The organism is Rhizobium sp. PRIMUS64, assembly GCF_023006465.1.
Classification (GTDB): Bacteria; Pseudomonadota; Alphaproteobacteria; order Rhizobiales; family Rhizobiaceae; genus Rhizobium; species Rhizobium leguminosarum.
On sequence record NZ_JALBGX010000132.1, the window covers coordinates 1 to 17,884 of the forward strand.

The 17,884-nt window shown below is 62.9% G+C and carries 16 protein-coding genes, 1 pseudogene and 1 riboswitch; of the genes and pseudogenes, 12 read left to right on the forward strand and 5 right to left on the reverse strand.

From position 1 onward, the window contains the following. On the forward strand, window positions 1-648 hold a 648-nt coding region (locus MOV76_RS32190; protein ID WP_247266039.1), incomplete at its 5' end, for an SDR family oxidoreductase. 78 nt (window positions 649-726) lie between these two features. Here MOV76_RS32190 and MOV76_RS32195 read toward each other — a convergent pair. Further along, entirely contained in the window at window positions 727-1,860 is a 1,134-nt protein-coding gene (locus MOV76_RS32195) for a helix-turn-helix transcriptional regulator (protein ID WP_018447278.1), read from the reverse strand. A 186-nt stretch (window positions 1,861-2,046) separates the two neighbouring features. Here MOV76_RS32195 and MOV76_RS32200 point away from each other — a divergent pair, with 186 nt between their 5' ends. The 4 genes from MOV76_RS32200 (at window position 2,047) to MOV76_RS32215 (ending at window position 4,676) form a co-directional block, all read left to right on the forward strand. Further along, a complete protein-coding gene (locus MOV76_RS32200; RefSeq protein WP_115157400.1) occupies window positions 2,047-2,532 on the forward strand; it encodes a hypothetical protein in 486 nt (161 codons plus the stop codon). 42 nt (window positions 2,533-2,574) lie between these two features. Next, the gene (locus MOV76_RS32205; RefSeq protein ID WP_018242402.1) at window positions 2,575-2,850 is read left to right on the forward strand and encodes a DUF4242 domain-containing protein; all 276 of its coding nucleotides are present in this window, start codon (window positions 2,575-2,577) and stop codon (window positions 2,848-2,850) included. Window positions 2,851-3,037: 187 nt separating this feature from the next. Beyond that, a complete protein-coding gene (locus MOV76_RS32210; RefSeq protein WP_018447281.1) occupies window positions 3,038-3,259 on the forward strand; it encodes a DUF1127 domain-containing protein in 222 nt (73 codons plus the stop codon). A gap of 370 nt (window positions 3,260-3,629) precedes the next feature. Next, a complete protein-coding gene (locus tag MOV76_RS32215) occupies window positions 3,630-4,676 on the forward strand; it encodes an adenylate/guanylate cyclase domain-containing protein (RefSeq protein WP_245368759.1) in 1,047 nt (348 codons plus the stop codon). A 28-nt stretch (window positions 4,677-4,704) separates the two neighbouring features. Here MOV76_RS32215 and MOV76_RS32220 read toward each other — a convergent pair whose 3' ends face one another. Then, complete coding sequence (locus tag MOV76_RS32220; RefSeq protein WP_018242399.1) at window positions 4,705-6,495, reverse strand: chloride channel protein; 1,791 nt, start codon at window positions 6,493-6,495, stop codon at window positions 4,705-4,707. 258 nt (window positions 6,496-6,753) lie between these two features. Continuing rightward, window positions 6,754-7,151: riboswitch (cobalamin riboswitch) on the forward strand. A 160-nt stretch (window positions 7,152-7,311) separates the two neighbouring features. Between MOV76_RS32220 and cobU the strand changes: the two genes are divergently transcribed. The 4 genes from cobU to cobO are packed head-to-tail and all read left to right on the forward strand — an operon-like array spanning window position 7,312 to window position 13,342. After that, on the forward strand, window positions 7,312-7,836 hold the full coding sequence (cobU, locus tag MOV76_RS32225; protein ID WP_028733104.1) for a bifunctional adenosylcobinamide kinase/adenosylcobinamide-phosphate guanylyltransferase: 525 nt from the start codon (window positions 7,312-7,314) through the stop codon (window positions 7,834-7,836). Window positions 7,837-7,840: 4 nt separating this feature from the next. Continuing rightward, complete coding sequence (gene cobW / locus MOV76_RS32230; protein WP_130652576.1) at window positions 7,841-8,890, forward strand: cobalamin biosynthesis protein CobW; 1,050 nt, start codon at window positions 7,841-7,843, stop codon at window positions 8,888-8,890. Between the two features lie 4 nt (window positions 8,891-8,894). Further along, window positions 8,895-12,695 (forward strand): cobaltochelatase subunit CobN, encoded by a 3,801-nt coding sequence (gene cobN / locus MOV76_RS32235; RefSeq protein ID WP_247266040.1) that lies wholly within the window; start codon window positions 8,895-8,897, stop codon window positions 12,693-12,695. After that, entirely contained in the window at window positions 12,692-13,342 is a 651-nt protein-coding gene (gene cobO, locus MOV76_RS32240) for a cob(I)yrinic acid a,c-diamide adenosyltransferase (protein WP_018242395.1), read from the forward strand. The genes cobN and cobO overlap by 4 nt, the downstream gene beginning before the upstream one ends. Before the next feature lie 5 nt (window positions 13,343-13,347). Here the strand turns inward: cobO and MOV76_RS32245 are convergent, their stop codons facing one another. The 3 genes and pseudogenes from MOV76_RS32245 to MOV76_RS32255 all read right to left on the reverse strand — a co-directional run bounded on the left by MOV76_RS32245 (window position 13,348) and on the right by MOV76_RS32255 (window position 15,403). Then, entirely contained in the window at window positions 13,348-14,142 is a 795-nt protein-coding gene (locus tag MOV76_RS32245; RefSeq protein ID WP_047621440.1) for a helix-turn-helix domain-containing protein, read from the reverse strand. Beyond that, window positions 14,142-14,555: a nuclear transport factor 2 family protein gene (locus MOV76_RS32250; protein ID WP_171820906.1), complete on the reverse strand. Its 414-nt coding sequence runs from the start codon at window positions 14,553-14,555 to the stop codon at window positions 14,142-14,144. The genes MOV76_RS32245 and MOV76_RS32250 overlap by 1 nt, the downstream gene beginning before the upstream one ends. A gap of 63 nt (window positions 14,556-14,618) precedes the next feature. Further along, window positions 14,619-15,403 (reverse strand): annotated as a pseudogene (locus MOV76_RS32255) (TSUP family transporter). A gap of 101 nt (window positions 15,404-15,504) precedes the next feature. Between MOV76_RS32255 and MOV76_RS32260 the strand changes: the two are divergent. The 3 genes from MOV76_RS32260 to cobA form a co-directional block, all read left to right on the forward strand. Further along, window positions 15,505-15,924 carry a cobalamin biosynthesis protein gene (locus MOV76_RS32260; protein WP_247266041.1) on the forward strand — a complete coding sequence of 140 codons (420 nt, stop codon included), beginning with the start codon at window positions 15,505-15,507 and terminating at the stop codon, window positions 15,922-15,924. 70 nt (window positions 15,925-15,994) lie between these two features. Continuing rightward, window positions 15,995-16,948 carry a nucleoside hydrolase gene (locus MOV76_RS32265; protein ID WP_247266042.1) on the forward strand — a complete coding sequence of 318 codons (954 nt, stop codon included), beginning with the start codon at window positions 15,995-15,997 and terminating at the stop codon, window positions 16,946-16,948. Between the two features lie 189 nt (window positions 16,949-17,137). Next, a partial coding sequence (cobA, locus tag MOV76_RS32270; RefSeq protein ID WP_247266043.1) for a uroporphyrinogen-III C-methyltransferase occupies window positions 17,138-17,884 on the forward strand: 747 nt, incomplete at its 3' end.

Consider the following 17,884-nt stretch of genomic DNA (forward strand, 5'->3'; position numbering starts at 1 on the left):
GGACGCAGGGCGGCGACGCTGGAAGGCGCCGGCAGGACCATCCGTGCCGCTGGCGGCACGGCGGAGGCCGCCGCATTCGATGTCGCCGACCGCGAGGCACAGCGTGCTGCGATGGCCGATATCGACAAGATCCATGGTCGTCTCGATATTTTGATCAACAATGTCGGCGCCCGCGACAGGCGGCCGCTGGCCGAATTCGACGATGATGCGATCATCGAGCTGCTGCGCACCGACCTTGCGGCGGCGATGACGCTTTCGCGCGACGCTGCCGTGTTGATGAAGCGACGCAATCACGGCCGCCTGATCGCGGTGACCTCGATCAGCGGCCATGTCGTAATGCCCGGCGACTGCGTCTATCCGGCAGCCAAGCAGGGACTGACCGGACTGATGCGCGGCATGGCGGTCGAATTCGGCCCGCACGGCATCACCAGCAACGCAATTGCGCCCGGCTGGTTTGCCACCGAGACGAACGCGGCGATGGCTGCGAACGAGGAATTGATGCCCTTCGTGCGCCAGCGCATCCCGGTTCAACGCTGGGGACGGCCGGACGAGATCGCCGGCGCCGCGCTCTTTCTGGCAAGCGCCGCCGCTTCCTTTGTCAACGGCCACGTACTGACGGTCGACGGCGGCATGACGGTCAGGATGTGAGCGGAGCCCGCAGCTGCCGTGGCGCCGGCGTGCTTTTTCGCGTCTGCTGCCAGTCGGCCGAAGTTTAATGTCGACTTCTTAGGCGCGCCTGACAGGTGGGCTAAGTTCGCGGACGAGCTGCTGCAGGCTGCGCTGGTCTTCCGCTCCCGTCTTGTCGTAGATGGCGGCCAGTTGCGATTTGACGGTACCGTCGGCAACGCCCTGTGCATTTGCGATCTCGGATCGCGTCATGCCTTCGGACACGTAGCCGACCACGCGCCGTTCGGCAGGCGTGAGAGCAAAAAGGGCAGCAACGGCTTCGACGGCCGACTGGATCACCGTTCCAGCCGCGGCGAGAAAGATCGCCGCCGCCGCCCGGCTTTCGAAGCGTCCCCTTTCGGTGCGCCGCTGCAACGGCAGAACGTGAGCGACGGCGGGGCGCTCGGCCGAGGCAAGGGGAACATCGATCCCAGCGGCTGCGAGACTGATTTCGTCACGCGCGCCAAGCATCACGGCGTTGGAAAGGGCGGCGCCTGCATAACTGTAGCGAGCGGCCAGCCGACCTGAAAGCGAGTGGACCACCTGCTGCTCGCGCAGCCGTGCTTCGGCGGCATCATTGGCGAAGAGGATCGTCATGTCTTCGGCGACGATGAAGACCGCATGGTCGAGAGCGTCGATGACCTCCCTGAGGACGGCGGCTTCGGCGCGCTCCATCTCGAACATATCGTGGATCGTCACGGCACGGCGGATATGCGGGCCGAGCAGCCCGACGATGTCGAAGACGCGTCGTTCGTTCGGTTCGTATTGCACCGAAATGTTGATCGTCCCGACACGGGTCGGGCGCTTCAGTACGGCCATGTCGATCGAGTTTAGAACCCCATACCTGGCATGAAAGTTCTGGTATAGCGCACCGCTCTTCCAGACGGCTTCGCCATCGGGTCCATAGAGGGAAAACATCCGTTCCAGCGTATCCGGCTGATCGATCTCCATTCGGTGAAGAAGGTGGAAGAACGGGACGTCCTTCGCATGCGCGACGAGGGTGCGGATGGCCTCTCCGTCGTCGCAGGCGATCTGGGCCAGACGTGCGGAACGCGTGGTCGTGTCGAAGACGGCAAGCGTGGTTAGAAAACCATTGACCTGGCCATTGATCAGACGAAGAGCGTTTGGCCAGGCATCCTCCCGGGCCACGCAATCATAAATAGCGCCAATAATTTCCGACAGCTGCTGTTCCATGATCACAATCCTGCATCAGCCCGGCCAGCGCGGTCAATTGTCGCCGGCCATGGCGCCTTCATTTCCGGGATTTGCGGAAGATTTCATCCCCCACGCGGGAGATGTTTCATCGCGCGGATTTTTTACAACGCAATGCCGGCCGGAATCCAATCGGCTTGGACAACCAGAAATTGGAGGGCAATCTTCATGAAAGTGACAAAAGCGCTAATCGCGGCGCTTCTCATTATGGCAGTTCTTCCGGCTGCAGCGCTCGGCGGCGGCGGCCTGCCGGAACTGGTTCGGGAGGCCAATGCGCGCCTCCGGGACGTCAACCAGGCCGTCAAGGAAGGCTATTCGCCGATCCCATGCACCAGCGGCATAGATGGAGGTGCGATGGGTATCCACTATGTCAGTGCCGACCTCATCAAGGATGAGGCCATTGATCTCTCCAAGCCGGAGGCTGTGATGTACGAGCCTGACGAACACGGCAAGATGAAACTCGTCGCTGTCGAATACATCACGACAAAAGGTCCCGCCAATCTCGGCGGCCAGCTGTTCAGTTTCACGAACGCACCGAACCGCTACGGCCTTCCGGCTTTCTACGAGCTGCACGTCTGGGCATGGAAGAACAATCCGAAGGGACCGTTCGCCGACATGAACCCGGACGTCAGCTGCCGGCATGCGCACGGTTGATGAAGCGCTGCGTCACTCAAAACATCATGGAAGGATAAAACAATGCCGCAATTCGTTGTCGAACGAAACATTCCAGGTCTCGGGGACATGGACAAGGAAACCCTGCGAGAGATCTCGGCGAAATCCAACGCCGTCGTGGCCTCCCTCGGCGAACCCTATACCTGGATCACCAGCTATGTGACCGGGGACAAGATGTACTGCGTTCATGAGGCCGAGAGCGCCGATGCGGTCTATCGGCACGCGGAAAAGGGTGGCTTTCCGGCGGACCGCGTGACGGAGATCACCACGCTCATCGGCCCTCATTCGGCCGCGCGTTAAGACCGCGTTCGATAGGGCGCGCCAACCACGCTCTGTCGCTTTTCAATCCACGCATAACCCTTTCACCAAACCGATCTCGATTCCGAGGTCTGCGCTGGGCGCGGGAGCCGGCCGGCGGACGAGGCGCCGACCGGCTCGCAGGGCGCACCGATCTTTGTGATCGGCGCACGATTCCATGGGGACGATCATGAACGAGAAGCTCTTGTCAGGCGGGTTCGAACTGCGACTGCGCAAAGCGGTGCTGCTGCTGTTTTCTCCGGCTCGTAGCCTCATGCTGTGGCGACGACGGCGATCGGTGGAAAATCGGCTTGGGGCGTTGTCGGACCACATGCTGAAGGACATTGCGGTGTCGAGAGGCGAGATCCCGTTCGTCGCCTCGCGGGACGGAGACTGGAACAGATTCCGCTAACCGAGCAGCCCTTTACATATCGAAGTGAAGCCGAACGGTTGAGGAAAAGCGCCGGCGCTCCTTGTTGTCATCATTGGATTCCCTATCACTTCCATTCGCCCAGGAGTGGTATAGCGACGTGAAGCAGGCTAAGGAATGAGATGCGTGATATCGCTCTTTCAGCGCGTATCTGCGGTTCGTGTTGCCGGGCTTTGGTGGCGAAAACGGTCATTCCCGGTTCCCGGTCCCATGCGGAGGTTCGAAAATTAACGATCATATTCAGTGGCTTATAGAGCAGGGACTCACCAGCGAGCATATTGGCGATCTCGTCGCCGGCCTGTGCGACCGGCTGATCGCAGATGGCATTCCGATCTGGCGGGCCAGCATTACCATGCCATCCCTTCATCCCATGTATCGCGGCGTCTCGGCCAATTTCGTGCGGGGCGGTGCAACCGTTCTCGAAAATGCAGCGCATGGCAGCGTAGAAGAGCGCAACTTCGAGAAAACACCGATATTTTACCTGCTGAACCGCGGCGAGAGAACAGGGCGCTGGATATTGGCCAGGGGTGAGGGGCTTGACTATCCGCAGCTCGCGGAATTTGCGCTTGCCGGCGGCACGGACCATCTGGTCAGCCTTTGCGAATTTCCGAAGGAGGTCGCGTTGCGCGGGCTTGGTTTCTCCCTGACCAGCGATGCGCCGGGCGGATTTTCCGATGATCAGCTGGCGATCGTCAAAGCGCTTGTCCCGGCGCTGGGTCTGGCGGCTTACCGTGTGGCGGCATCGAAAACCGCCACCGACATCCTCGCGGTCTATACCGGCGCCAGGACGAGCGCGCGCATTCTGGCCGGGGAGACCCAGAGGGGAACCGGCGGCTCCATCAATGCGGCGATCCTGATTGCGGACCTCAGAAATTTCACGGCCTTGACCGAGGTCTATCAACCCAGCGAGATCGTCGGGTTTCTGAACGAACATTTCGAGCTGATCGACCGGCATGTCGAGGAAAATTCCGGCGAGATCCTCAAGTTCATGGGCGACAGCGTGCTTGCGATCTTTCCGACCGACGCCGAGGATCCGCAGAAGGCCTGCATGGCCGCGCTGGCTTCTACGAAGAATCTGCTGAAAGCAAACGAGGCGCTGAACCGTGAGCGGACGAAAAACGGCGGCCCCGATATCGGCGTCGATGTCGTCCTGCATCTCGGCGAGGTTTTCTACGGGAACGTCGGCGCCCGTGGCAGGCTCGATTTCACGGTGATCGGCAGGGCCGTCAACGAGGCCTCGCGGCTCGAAAAGCTCTGCGGCACGCTTGAACAACACCTGCTGATGTCGGAGAGCTTCGCGGCCACCTGCGCCGTGGCCTGCGAGTATCTAGGATCGTTCGAGCTGCGCGGTGTTTCGAAGCGGGCCGACGTGTTCAAGCTCGCCGACGCCGTATCCTGAAGCGTCGATCCGATCGGCGCGACGACGCTCAGATCTCGCCTGAGACCTCGCGGCGGCGGCGGTCGAGTTCTTCGCTGTAGCGGCGCAGCGTATAGCTTTCGCTGAGCTGGCCGATCACCTTGCGTTCGATCAGGTTGTTGACGACGGCGAGTGCTTCGCTTTCGCTCTTGTCGAAGATCGCCGCCGCTTGCCTGGCATTCATCTGCGGCTGCAGGAAATCGTTGCGGTAGTGGATGAAATCGGCAAGCGTCTTGCCCTCGTCCTGGGCGTCGGTCGGGTTGGCGTAGATCTCCGGCACCAGCACGAGGCCCGCATATTTGTCGCTCTCCTCGACGAGGATGACGCGCTGGGTCGAGCCGATCGGGAAGGCCTGCTTGAATTCCTCCAGAGAGATGCCCGCCCTTGCCGTCTTGACATCGGCGCGCATCAGCTTGTCGACCGTCAGATTGCGGATCCAGCCGACATCATGGGCGCTGCGGATGCTTTCGCCGCGAAGATGAAAGCGCCATGTGGCGAAGGAGTAACCGAAGGTCGAGCGGACGACGAGCGAGGAGGTGATGACGGCGGCGAGCACCAGTGCCGTAATCGGGAAATCGCCGGTGATTTCGAGCGCCAGGAACGTCATGGTCAGCGGCCCGCCGATGACGGCGACGGCGAGCGAACTCATGCCGACCACGGCATAGATGACGGGCGTCAGCGTCGCATCGGCGAAATAGGGGCCGCAATAGGCGAAGAGCTTGCCGAGCAGGGCGCCCATGAACAGCGAGGCGAAGAACAGCCCACCCCTGAAGCCGGAGCCGATCGAGATCGCCGAGGCGAAGGATTTCAAGAGGAAGAGGCCGATCAGCGTCGGGATCGCCACCTCACGGGAAAGGTTGAGATGCAAGGCGCCGTGGCCGGCCGAGAGCACCTGCGGTGAGATCATCGCCAACAGCCCGACGATGATGCCGCCGAGTGCCGGGCGGAAGGGTGGGGCGATCGAGCTCTTGCGCGCCAGCTCTTCGACAAAGGCGACGCCCTGCATGATCAGGATGCCGACACCGGCGCAGAAAGCACCGAGCAGCAGTGCCGGGATATAATCGGCTGGCACGACCGAGCCGAAGCTGCCGATATCGATGGTGAAATCGCTGCCGGCAAGCAGCCTTGCGATCAGGGTGGAGACAAGGGCGGAGACGACGACAGGCGTCAGCGACACGATCGTATAGGTGCCGATGATCAGCTCGAAGGCATAGAAAGCGCCGGTCAGCGGCGCGTTGAAGGCGGCGGCGATGGCGCCCGCCGCGCCGCAGCCAACGAGGGTGCGCAGGTCCGAGCGGCGAAGCTGCAGCTTCAGGCCGAATTTGGAGGCGAGGCCGGCGGCAAGCTGGGTATAGCCGGCCTCCAGGCCGACGGAGGCGCCGAAACCGTTGGAGATCAGGTTCTGCACGGCAACGATGATGCTGTCGGTCAAGGACAGGCGGCCGCCATGCAGCGCATTGGCCTCGATCGGGTCGACCATCGGCTTCTTGCGTCGTTTCGCCAGCACTAGGAGCAACAGGCCGAGCAGGGCGCCGCCAATGACGGGGGCAGTGAGCAGCAGCATCTTGTTCTCGATCTCGGACGAGCTCAGCCGCTCGCTGTCTGATATGCCGAAGACCAGCTGATGCAGCTCGTTGGAGACGTAACTCATGCCGGTGACGGCGAGACCCGAGATGATGCCGACGACGGCGCCCGCCAGCGACAGACCGACCTCGCTACGGCGGGTCAGCGCCCGCAGGCGTCCCGGATCGAAGAAAACACGCAGCGCACGAAAACGGCGCCGATCCAATTTCATAAGCATGGCTAGACAACTAGGCGGGGAGAGGCCCGGTCAAGGGCGGAGATGGTCGCGCAGTCCGCTTGCGACGCAATTGCGGCGAAAAGCCGGCGGCTGGGACAAATTTTTATGACGTAAGTCTCTGATAAATGACGATATTTTAGGTAGAGTAAGTCGTGTTGGCGGAGTTGCTTCCTCTGGCCGGCCATTGCCCGGTCGCCAAGGCCGGTTGACTTCACCTCTGAGCTTGCCTAACCATCCCTCAACGGATGGTCGCCCGACCATCCCGACATAACGGATGGTTCCGGATCGGTGTTACGCCCTTCCGGATGAAAAGGGAATGTGACGCGGCGGACCCAAGCCGGGCGCCTTCATCACAGCCGACCCCGCGACTGTAGAGCGGTCAGGGTCTTCCATCCGGCGTTAAGCCCTTTCTGCCGGCAGCCTGCAATCGTGCAGGCGGGCGGGACGGGCGGCATGCCGGAAAAGCCACTGGATATGCATGGTGATCAACCGGGGTCGGACGCCTCTCAAGTCTACGAATCGTCCACCTTTTCACTGATGCAGCCGGGAAGGCGAGGATGATCCGCTGGCACGATCAGGGCGACCGGTTTCCGGTCTGCCCCGATCGCGGCCGATAACCGCGAGCCAGGAGACCTGCCATGCGTGCCGGGCGCGAAGCCCACACCTGGGCACTATGCCCGTTGCCAGCACGGAGGTTGTCTTGGCTGAACGATTGAATTCAGCGCAGCCTGGTGCGGCGCGATTTGGCGGGGCCTTACAGCCGCCGGCGTCTTCCGTAGCGGCTTGCGCGGCATCTATTCAGAAGGCAACGCCGGCATGACGGCTGCCCCCTCCAACACTGTCTTCATCCTCGGCGGCGCGCGCTCCGGCAAGTCCAGGTTCGCCGAATCCCTCGTCACCGCGACCGATCTGGATCGCCACTACCTTGCCACCGGGCGGGCCTGGGACGAGGAGATGCAGGCGCGCATAACGCAACACAAGGCCGATCGCGGTCCGTCCTGGACGACGCATGAGGAGCCGCTCGATCTTGTCGGCAAGCTTACCGACATCGATGGCGAAGGGCGCATCGTGCTGATCGATTGCCTGACGCTCTGGGTCACCAATCTGATGATCGAGGAGCGTGAGATGGCGGTGGAATTTGCCGCACTTGCCGATTTCCTGCCCGCCGCGAAGGCGCGGCTCGTTTTCGTTTCCAACGAGGTCGGTCTCGGCATCGTGCCGGATAATCGCATGGCGCGGGATTTTCGCGATCATGCCGGCCGGCTGCACCAATCGATCGCGGCGAAGGCCGCCGAAGTCTATTTCATCGCGGCAGGCCTGCCGCTGAAAATGAAGGGTTAAGTCCATGAACCAGCAGAAGATTCCCGCAACCGTCATCACCGGCTTCCTCGGTGCCGGCAAAACGACGATGATCCGCAACCTGCTGACCAATGCCGGCGGCAAGAAGATTGCGCTGATTATCAACGAATTCGGCGATCTCGGCGTCGACGGCGACGTGCTGAAGGGCTGCGGTGCGGAGAATTGCACTGAGGACGACATTATCGAGCTCACCAATGGCTGCATCTGCTGCACGGTCGCGGACGACTTCATCCCGACGATGACGAAGCTGCTCGAACGCGAACAGCGGCCCGACCATATCGTCATCGAAACCTCGGGCCTTGCTTTGCCGCAGCCGCTGGTCGCCGCCTTCAACTGGCCCGACATTCGCACCCAGGTGACCGTCGACGGTGTCATCACGGTGGTCGATAGTGCTGCCGTTGCCGCCGGCCGTTTCGCCGACGACCATGATGCCGTCGATGCGCGCCGTGCCGAGGATGAATCGCTCGATCACGAAAGCCCGATCGAGGAGCTGTTCGAGGACCAGCTCACCTGCGCCGACCTCATCGTGCTCAACAAGACCGACTTGATCGACGCCGCGGGCCTTATCAGGGTGCGCGACGAGGTCGCCTCCCGCACGGTGCGCAAGCCCGTGATGATCGAGGCGAGAAATGGCGAGGTGTCAGCCGGCATCTTGCTCGGCCTTGGCATCGGCACGGAGGACGATGTCGCCAATCGCAAGTCGCATCACGAGCTGGAGCATGAGGATGGCGCGCCGCACGATCACGACGAATTCGACAGCTTTGTCGTCGATCTCGGAGCCATTGCCGATCCCGCCGGTTTCGTCGAAGCGCTGAAGGACATCATATCAGCCCATGACGTGCTGCGTCTCAAGGGTTTCGTCGACGTTTCAGGCAAGCCGATGCGTTTGCAGCTCCAGGCCGTCGGCAGCCGCATCGACCATTATTTCGACCGCGCCTGGGCAGCCGGAGAAAAGCGCGGCACACGCCTCGTTGTCATTGGCCTGCACGAAATGGACCAGGACGCGGTGAGGGCGGCGATCGAAGCGCTGGCATAGACCGATGCATCTGCTTCTGGCCCAGCAGGGAACGATCAGCGACGGCGAGGAGGCAATCGACCTTGGGCAGACGCCGGGCGATATCCTGTTCCTGTCGGCGGCCGACAGCGAGCTTGCCGCGATCGCAGCCGCCCATCGCGATCGCCGGACAGCACCTTCGCTGAGGCTCGCCAGTCTGATGAGCCTCAAGCATCCGATGTCGGTCGATACCTATGTCGAGCGCACCGCGCGGCATGCGAAGCTGATCATCGTGCGTGCGCTCGGCGGCGCCAGCTATTTCCACTATGCGCTGGAAGCGCTGCATGCGGCTGCGGCTCGCGCCGGTGCACTGATTGCGGTCTTGCCGGGTGATGCCAGGCCAGATGCGGGGCTGGTTCCTTTCTCCAATGTTGATCTCGACGATCTCAACGCGCTCTGGGCCTATCTGATCGAGGGCGGCGATGCTAATGCGCGGGCGTTTCTCGATTATGCCGGGGCGATGCTGTCGGGCACAGATAAGCCGGCACCGGCTGTGCCTTTGATGAAGGCAGGTATTTGGTGGCCGGGGCGGGGGTTGATCGGGGTCGAGGAGTGGCGGCGGGTCGTTTTAGATATGTCTTCGGGTGCGGGGATGGTAGCGGAGGAGGGATTTGAATCCCCTACAGTCGCCATCAGCTTCTACCGCGCCCTGGTGCAGAGCGGCGAGACCGGGCCGATCGAAGCGCTTGTCGAGGCGCTGGCCGCACTCGGCCTCCGGCCGCTGCCGGTCTTTGCCTATAGCCTCAAGGATCCCATCTCCACCGGCATTCTCGAAAGCGTGTTTTCGGCGCTGAAACCCGACGTTGTCATCAACACGACGGGCTTTGCGGTCTCGGCACCGGGTGCGGACCGGCAGCCGACGGTGCTGGAAGCGAATGAGGCGATCGTGCTGCAGGCGATCCTGTCGGCCTCGTCGAAGGAGGCATGGGCGGCTTCTCCGCAGGGCTTGTCGGCGCGCGATCTCGGCATGAACGTGGCACTGCCTGAAGTCGATGGCCGGGTGCTGGCGCGGGCGGTCTCCTTCAAGACGGCGGCGCGCTACGATGCGCTGGTCGAGACGAACATCGTCGCCAGCCAGGCCGATGCCGGCCGGGTGCGCTATACGGCTGAGCTTGCCGCCAATTGGGCGCGGCTGCGGAAGACTTTCGCCGGCGACCGGCGCATCGCGCTCGTCATGGCGAACTATCCGAACCGCGACGGCCGGCTCGGAAACGGCGTCGGCTTGGATACGCCGGCCGGCACCGTCGAGGTGCTTCGCGCCATGCGATCGGCGGGTTATCTGGTCGCCGAGATTCCCGCCGACGGCGATGCGCTGATCCGCCACCTGATGGAAGGACCGACCAATTCCGGTTCCGACGGAAAGATCATCCGCGAGACGCTTTCCCTGAGTCTGTACAACAGCTTCCTGGAATCGCTTCCCAGTAAGATTCAGGATGAGGTGAGAGCCCGCTGGGGCGATCCCGAAGATGATCCGTATTTTCGCGAAAGCGTCTTCGCCCTGCCTTTTGCGCGCTTCGGCGAGGTGCTCGTCGGCATCCAGCCAGCACGCGGCTATAATATCGATCCGAAAGAGAGTTATCATTCGCCGGATCTCGTGCCGCCGCACGGTTATCTCGCCTTCTACGCTTTCCTGCGCCGCGAGTTCGGCGCGCATGCCGTCATACATATGGGCAAGCACGGCAATCTCGAATGGCTGCCGGGCAAGGCGCTGGCGCTGTCAGAAAGCTGTTATCCCGAGGCGATCCTCGGGCCGCTGCCGCATCTCTATCCCTTCATCGTCAACGATCCGGGCGAGGGCACGCAAGCCAAGCGCCGAAGTGCGGCCGTCATCATCGATCATCTGACGCCGCCGTTGACGCGAGCCGAAAGCTACGGGCCGCTGAAGGATCTGGAGGCGCTGGTCGACGAATATTACGAGGCGTCGGGCGGCGATCCCCGCCGTATCCGGCTGCTCAGCCGCCAGATCCTCGAGCTCGTTGCCGATATCGGCCTCGACCGTGATGCCGGTATCGCGAGCGGCGAAAGCGAGGGCGAGGCGCTGAAGAAGCTCGACGCCTATCTCTGCGACCTCAAGGAGATGCAGATCCGCGATGGACTGCATGTGTTCGGGGTCTCGCCTGAAGGACGGCTCTTGACTGACCTGACCGTGGCGCTGGCGCGGGTGCCGCGCGGGCTGGGCGAGGGCGGTGATGCGAGTTTGCAGCGGGCGATCGCGGCGGATGCGGGATTGGGCGGCGGCGTGCGGGGTGCCTCCTCCTTCGACCCTCTCGACACCGACATGGCTGCCGTTTGGGCCGGTCCACGTCCTGATATCCTCGCAGATGTTCTCGATGCCCCATGGCGAACCAACGGAGACACTGTCGAGCGCATCGAACTACTCTCGGCGAAGTTCGTTTCCGGCGAGAGCAAATGCCCCGAGGACTGGAAGGCGACACGGGCGGTGCTCTCCGAGATCGAGATCCGCCTCAAACCCTCCATCCTCGCCTGTGGCCCGGCCGAGATCGAAGGTTTGCTAAAAGGGCTCGACGGCCGGTTCGTGGCGCCCGGACCCTCCGGGGCACCAACACGCGGGCGGCCCGATGTGCTGCCCACCGGCCGCAATTTCTATTCGGTCGACAGCCGCGCCGTGCCGACGCCGGCCGCCTACGAGCTCGGCAAAAAATCGGCGGAACTGCTGGTGCGCCGCTATGTGCAGGATCATGGCGAGTGGCCTGTCTCCTTTGGGTTGACGGCCTGGGGCACGTCAAACATGCGCACCGGCGGTGACGATATCGCCCAGGCGCTGGCGCTGATCGGCGTCAAGCCGCTCTGGGACATGAGCTCGCGCCGCGTCACCGGCTACGAGATCATTCCGCCGGCGATGCTCGGGCGGCCGCGCGTTGACGTGACGCTCCGGATTTCCGGCTTCTTCCGCGATGCTTTTCCCGAGCAGATCGCGCTGTTCGACAAGGCAATCCGTGCCGTCGGCGCGCTTGAAGAGGACGAGGCCGACAATCCGATCGCAACGCGCATGCGCGGCGAGGCGGCAAGGCTTGGCGCCGCCGGTCTGGACGAAGTCTCGGCAAAGCGCCGGGCGGGTTACCGCGTCTTCGGCTCGAAGCCCGGCGCCTATGGCGCCGGCCTGCAGGCGCTGATCGATGAAAAGGGCTGGGAGCGGCGCGCCGATCTCGCCGAGGCCTATCTCGTTTGGGGCAGCTATGCCTATGGCGCCGGGGAGGAGGGCAGGGTCGAACGCAGCCTGTTCGAGGAGCGGCTGCGCTCGGTGCAGGCTGTGATCCAGAACCAGGACAATCGCGAGCACGACCTGCTCGACAGCGACGACTATTACCAGTTCGAGGGTGGCATGGCCGCCGCCGCCGAGCAGCTCACTGGTGCGCGTCCTTCGATCTATCACAACGACCATTCCAGGCCGGAAAAGCCGGTGATCCGCTCGCTGGAAGAGGAGATCGGCCGCGTCGTGCGCGGGCGCGTCGTCAATCCGAAATGGATCGCAGGCGTCATGCGCCATGGCTACAAGGGAGCGGCAGAGATTGCCGCCACCGTCGACTATCTCTTCGCTTTTTCGGCGACGACGGGTGCGGTCGGCGCGCATCATTTCGAGGCCGTTTATCAGGCCTTCGTCGCCGATGCCGGCGTGCGCGATTTCATGATCGAGAAGAATCCGGCTGCATATAACGAGATGAAGGAGCGGCTGCTTGAAGCAATCGACCACAGTCTCTGGACGCCGCGCAGCAATTCGGCCCGGTTCGACCTGGCCGCCAGACAACAGAATGAGGTGAACCAATGAGCGACGAGACCACGAACAGCGAGATCGGAGAAGCCGGGAGCGGCAAGGACGACGCCCGCCACGCCGAGAAGATGGCGAAGAAGAAGGCCGCGCGCGACAAAATCATGGCGACCAAGACCGACGGCAAGGGCCTGATCATCGTCCATACCGGCAAAGGCAAGGGTAAGTCATCAGCCGCCTTCGGGATGATCTTCCGCCATATCGCCCACGGCAAGCCGTCGGCCGTCGTGCAGTTCATCAAGGGCGCGATGTGGACCGGCGAACGCGACCTGATCGAGAAGCATTTCTCCGATCTCTGCCAGTTCCACACGATGGGCGAGGGTTTCACCTGGGAAACGCAGGACCGCGCCCGCGACGTCGCCGCAGCCGCGGCCGCCTGGGAAAAGGCCAAGGAACTGATCCGCGACGAAAGCAACTCCATGGTGCTGCTCGACGAGATCAACATCGCGCTGCGCTACGATTATCTCGACATCAACGACGTCGTCGCCTTCCTGACGAGCGAGAAGCCCGCCATGACGCATGTCGTGCTGACCGGCCGGAACGCCAAGGAGGAATTGATCGAGATCGCCGATCTGGTGACCGAGATGGAACTCGTCAAGCACCCCTTCCGCTCCGGCATCAAGGGCCAGCCGGGCGTGGAGTTCTGAGACGGTCAGTTGAGCGCGAGGCTGCGCAGGATGGCAGCCGTTTCCTCATCCGCCGGAAAGAAAGATTCGACCGCGAGTTCCGACAAAGTGATGTCGACGGGCGTGCCGAAGATCGTTGTTGTCGAGATCAGGGAAAGCAAGCCAGCCTTGGTCCAAAGCTGAAGGGGAACGACGATTCCGGCATAGTCGGTATGGACCTCGCCAGCAGTTTTAGGCGCTGGATAGGACAACAACTCCTTCAAAAGCTTGTCCAACATTGGATCGCCCGAAGCCGAGAACTGTTGGCGCAGCCTGCCGATAAGGTGGGCGCGCCACTCGGAAAGGTTTTTGATATGGGGCGCCAATCCTTGTGGATGCAGGCTGAGGCGCAGCACGTTGACGGGTGCCGTGAGCAGAGACTGGTCAGCAACGGCTGAGAGCAGCGGAGCGATGGCCGCATTGGCCGCGATGAGTGTCCAATGGCGGTCGACGGCGATTGCTGGGAAGGGCTCGTGCCCTTTCAGCACTATGTCGATGGCGAGACGGGCCGGTTCCATTGCGGGATCGTCGAGCGCGCGTTCGGCAAAAACAGGAGCGAAACCCGCCGCGAGCAGCAGCGGGTTCCGATCGCGAAGGGGCACGTCGAGCCGTTCGGCAAGATGCAGCAGCATGTCGCGGCTCGGTGTCGAGCGCCCGCTCTCGATGAAGCTCAGATGGCGCTGCGAGATCTCCGCCTCCAGCGCGAGGTCGAGCTGGCTCATGCGGCGACGTTGGCGCCATTCGCGCAAATGGTCTCCAAGCGAGCGGGCGGTCGGCGTCATCAGGCGGCTTCCGGCAGCAAATCTATGAACCCGCGAACGGATTTCAGCTTGCCGCCTTGGAGTTCAGCGAAATCCGTGCCCTTTATCAGCGCTTCGCCATTTTCCGGGCCGAGGCCCCAGGAGAAGCGCAGGTTGTCGCCGTAGCCGTCGGCCGCCCCGATCAGGGCGAAGCGGAAGCCGGGGAAGCGGCTTTGCACGGCCTCGACCAGCGAATTGATCTGCTCATGGCCCTCGCCGCGCATCAGTGGGTCGATATAGGTTGCGGCTTCGCTCCAGCTCTCGGCGATGAGAGCGCGGCGGCGAGCGGCATCCGTCTCATTCCAGATGGCGAGATAGCGCTCTGCGTTGGTGTTTGCTTCGTTCATCGGGTCATCTCCTTCTGATCGCCCATCAGTTCCAGGCAGCCCGATCATGCGGGAAGGCGGTGCACCTTATCAATTACGCCAGAGGTAATGGAAGATGGTCGAGGGTTTGGGTCAGACGCCGAGCCACAGGCGCAGCGGATTTGCCGGGCCGGCGAGCAGCTTTACCGCAAGGGCGACGCAGACGATCACAAGCAGCGGCTTGATGAGCTTTGCGCCGATGCGTATGGCAAGCCGCGAGCCCAGCTGCGCGCCGAGGAATTGGCAGACACCCATCAACAGGCCGATCTTCCAGAGTATCGCGCCGAAGCTTGCGAAGACGATTAGCGCGCCGAAATTCGAGCCGAGATTGAGCAGCTTGGTGTGGGCCGTCGCCTTCAGCATGCCGAAGCCGGCGAGCGTGACGAAGGCCAGCATGAAGAAGGAGCCCGTGCCGGGGCCGAAGACGCCGTCATAGAAGCCGATGACAGGTACCACGTCAGACCGAAGGCGAAGGGAGTCATGCGGCGGTGGGTGTCGAGGTCGTTGAGGTTCGGCTTGACGGCGAAGAAGACGGCGATCGCCACCAGGAGTACCGGCATGATGGCCTGCAGCACCTGGCCTGGAACGATCGTCGCGAGTGCCGCGCCGAGCGCGCCGCCCATGATGGCCATCAGCGCCATCGGAAGTTGTTCGGCAAGCTGCACATGGCCCCTACGGGCATAGGCGATCGTGGCCGAGGCGGCGCCGAAGAGAGACTGCACCTTGTTGGTGCCGAGGGCCTGGAGCGGTGGAATACCTACGATCAGCATGACGGGAACGGTGATGAGGCCACCGCCGCCGGCAATGGAATCGACGAAACCGGCAAAAAAGGCCGCCGCGCAGAGCAGCGGAAGCAGATGGAAAGCGATATCGGGCAAGGTGGTATTCCGGGGGAGGGACTTCAGACGGCCTTGTTGCATTTGCCGCGCCAAGCTGCAATGGCTGCAACGACACGGGCAGGGCGCATTCGACGGTTTCCATGAGCGATCTCTCTTTCGATACGGCGAGGCACCACGTGCTCGGCCTCGGCTGCGAGCGCGGGACGTCGCCTGCCGAGGTGCTGGCGCTTGCGATCGAGGCGCTCGACGTAGCCGGTATCGGCGCGGCGGAACTCGCAACCATCGCCTCGATCGACAGCCGAAGACTGGAGCCGGCGATCCTTGCGGTTGCTGCGCATTTTTCCGTGCCTGGCGTCTTCTTCGATGCGCTGCGGCTGGAGGAGGAGACGCCGCGGCTCGCGAATCCCTCTGCGGTCGTCTTTGCCCGTGTCGGCTGCCATGGGGTCGCCGAGGCAGCTGCGCTGGTGGCTGCGGGGCCGGATGCCGAGCTTGCTGTCGCCAAGATCAAATCTGCGCATGCGACGGCGGCAGTTGCCCGCAGCGGGTTGCAGAAAGCCTAGTGGGCGTTATGTTGGCGCCAATTCGCGGCGCCGTCCGGCAGCTTCACGGTTCACATCTAGAGGATATCTCATGCACAAGGTCATCTATGACACCGACCCTGGCGTCGACGACGCCATGGCGCTTCTCTTCCTGCATCGCCATCCCGAAATCGACCTTCTCGGCATCACCACGGTCTTCGGCAACGCCTCGGTCGAGACGACGACGCGCAATGCGCTCTTCCTCAAGCGTGAATGGAATATACCGGCACCCGTTTCCAAAGGCGCCAGCGTCACTATCGATTCCTCGCGCACGGAGCGGCCATGGCCGGCCATGGTGCATGGCGAGAACGGCCTCGGTGATATCGACGTGCCCGAGACGATCGACCTGCCGCTCGATCCGCGCCCGGCGCATCGTTTTATCATCGACACGGTGCGCGCCCACCCGGGCGAAGTGCGACTCGTCGCCGTTGGCCGTATGACCAATCTGGCGCTGGCGCTGAAGGAAGATCCCGAGATTGCGACGCTGGCCAAGGACGTCGTCATCATGGGCGGCAATTTCTATGTGCCGGGAAATGTCTCGCCCGTCGCCGAGGCCAATATCCACGGTGATCCTGAGGCTGCCGACATCGTCATGACCGCGCCCTGGAAGGTGGCCGTCATTGGCCTCGACGTCACCGCGATCACCACGATGAGCCGCAGCTATCTCGGCGATATGGCGGCTAGGGGCGACAAGGCGGTCAAGCAGCTCGACGCACTCTCGCAGTCCTACATCGATTTCTACAAGCACGCGGTTGAAGACGGCATGATGGTGCATGACAGCTGCGCCTGCGTCTATGTCGTGGTGCCGGAGCTGTTCTCGTCAATATCGGGTGCCGTGCGTGTCGTCTGCGGCGGCATCGCCGATGGCCAGACGATCGTCAGGCCAGATGGGCGGCGTTTTCCGCCTGATGGCGCTTGGGATGGCTTGCCGAGCCAGATCGTCTGCACAGGCATCGAGTCGGAAAGGGTCCTGGACCTCATCCGTAGTACGCTGCTTGCAGCCTGACACGCTTGAGGGCCGGCAGTATCGCGGCCGGCCTTCGGGATATATTGTAATATATTCATTGCGTTGTGCGGGTTCTCCGAGGATTTGAATCCGACGCTTCACAAAGTGATTCATGATCATCTCAGCAACTTCAAGTGAGGCGATGGGCGCGGCGTTGACCTTGCCCTTTGCGGGGCCTAGATCAGCAGGATGATCGATGCCGCATTCTCCAATCTTCCGGCGCTTGAGCCGGGCAGCGTCTGGCTCGTCGGCGCCGGTCCCGGCGATCCCGGGCTTTTGACGCTGCTCGCCGCCAAGGGGCTTTCCGAGGCCGACGTCATCGTGCACGACGCTTTGGTCAACGAGGAATGCCTGGCGCTGGCGCGGCCGGAAACGCTTGTGGAATATGCCGGTAAACGCGGCGGCAAGCCTTCGGCGAAGCAGCGCGACATCTCGCTGCGGCTGGTGGAGCTTGCGCGCGCCGGCAAGCGAGTGCTGCGGCTGAAGGGCGGCGATCCCTTCGTCTTCGGTCGCGGCGGCGAAGAGGCGCTGACGCTCGTCGAGCACAACATCCCCTTCCGCATCGTGCCCGGCATCACCGCCGGTATCGGCGGGCTCGCCTATGCCGGCATCCCGGTGACGCATCGCGACATCAACCATGCCGTGACCTTCCTCACCGGCCATGATTCGTCCGGCATCGTGCCCGACAGGATCAACTGGGAGGCGATAGGCCAGGGCTCGCCCGTCATCGTTATGTACATGGCGATGAAGCATATCGCCGAGATCAGCGCCCGGCTGATCGCCGCGGGACGGCTGGCGTCGGAACCCGTCGCCTTCGTCTGCAATGCGGCCACTGGCCGGCAACAGGTGCTGGAAACGACGCTCGGGGAGGCGACCGAGGCCGTCGCTGTCTCCGGGCTGGAGCCGCCGGCGGTGGTCGTCGTCGGTGAGGTGGTC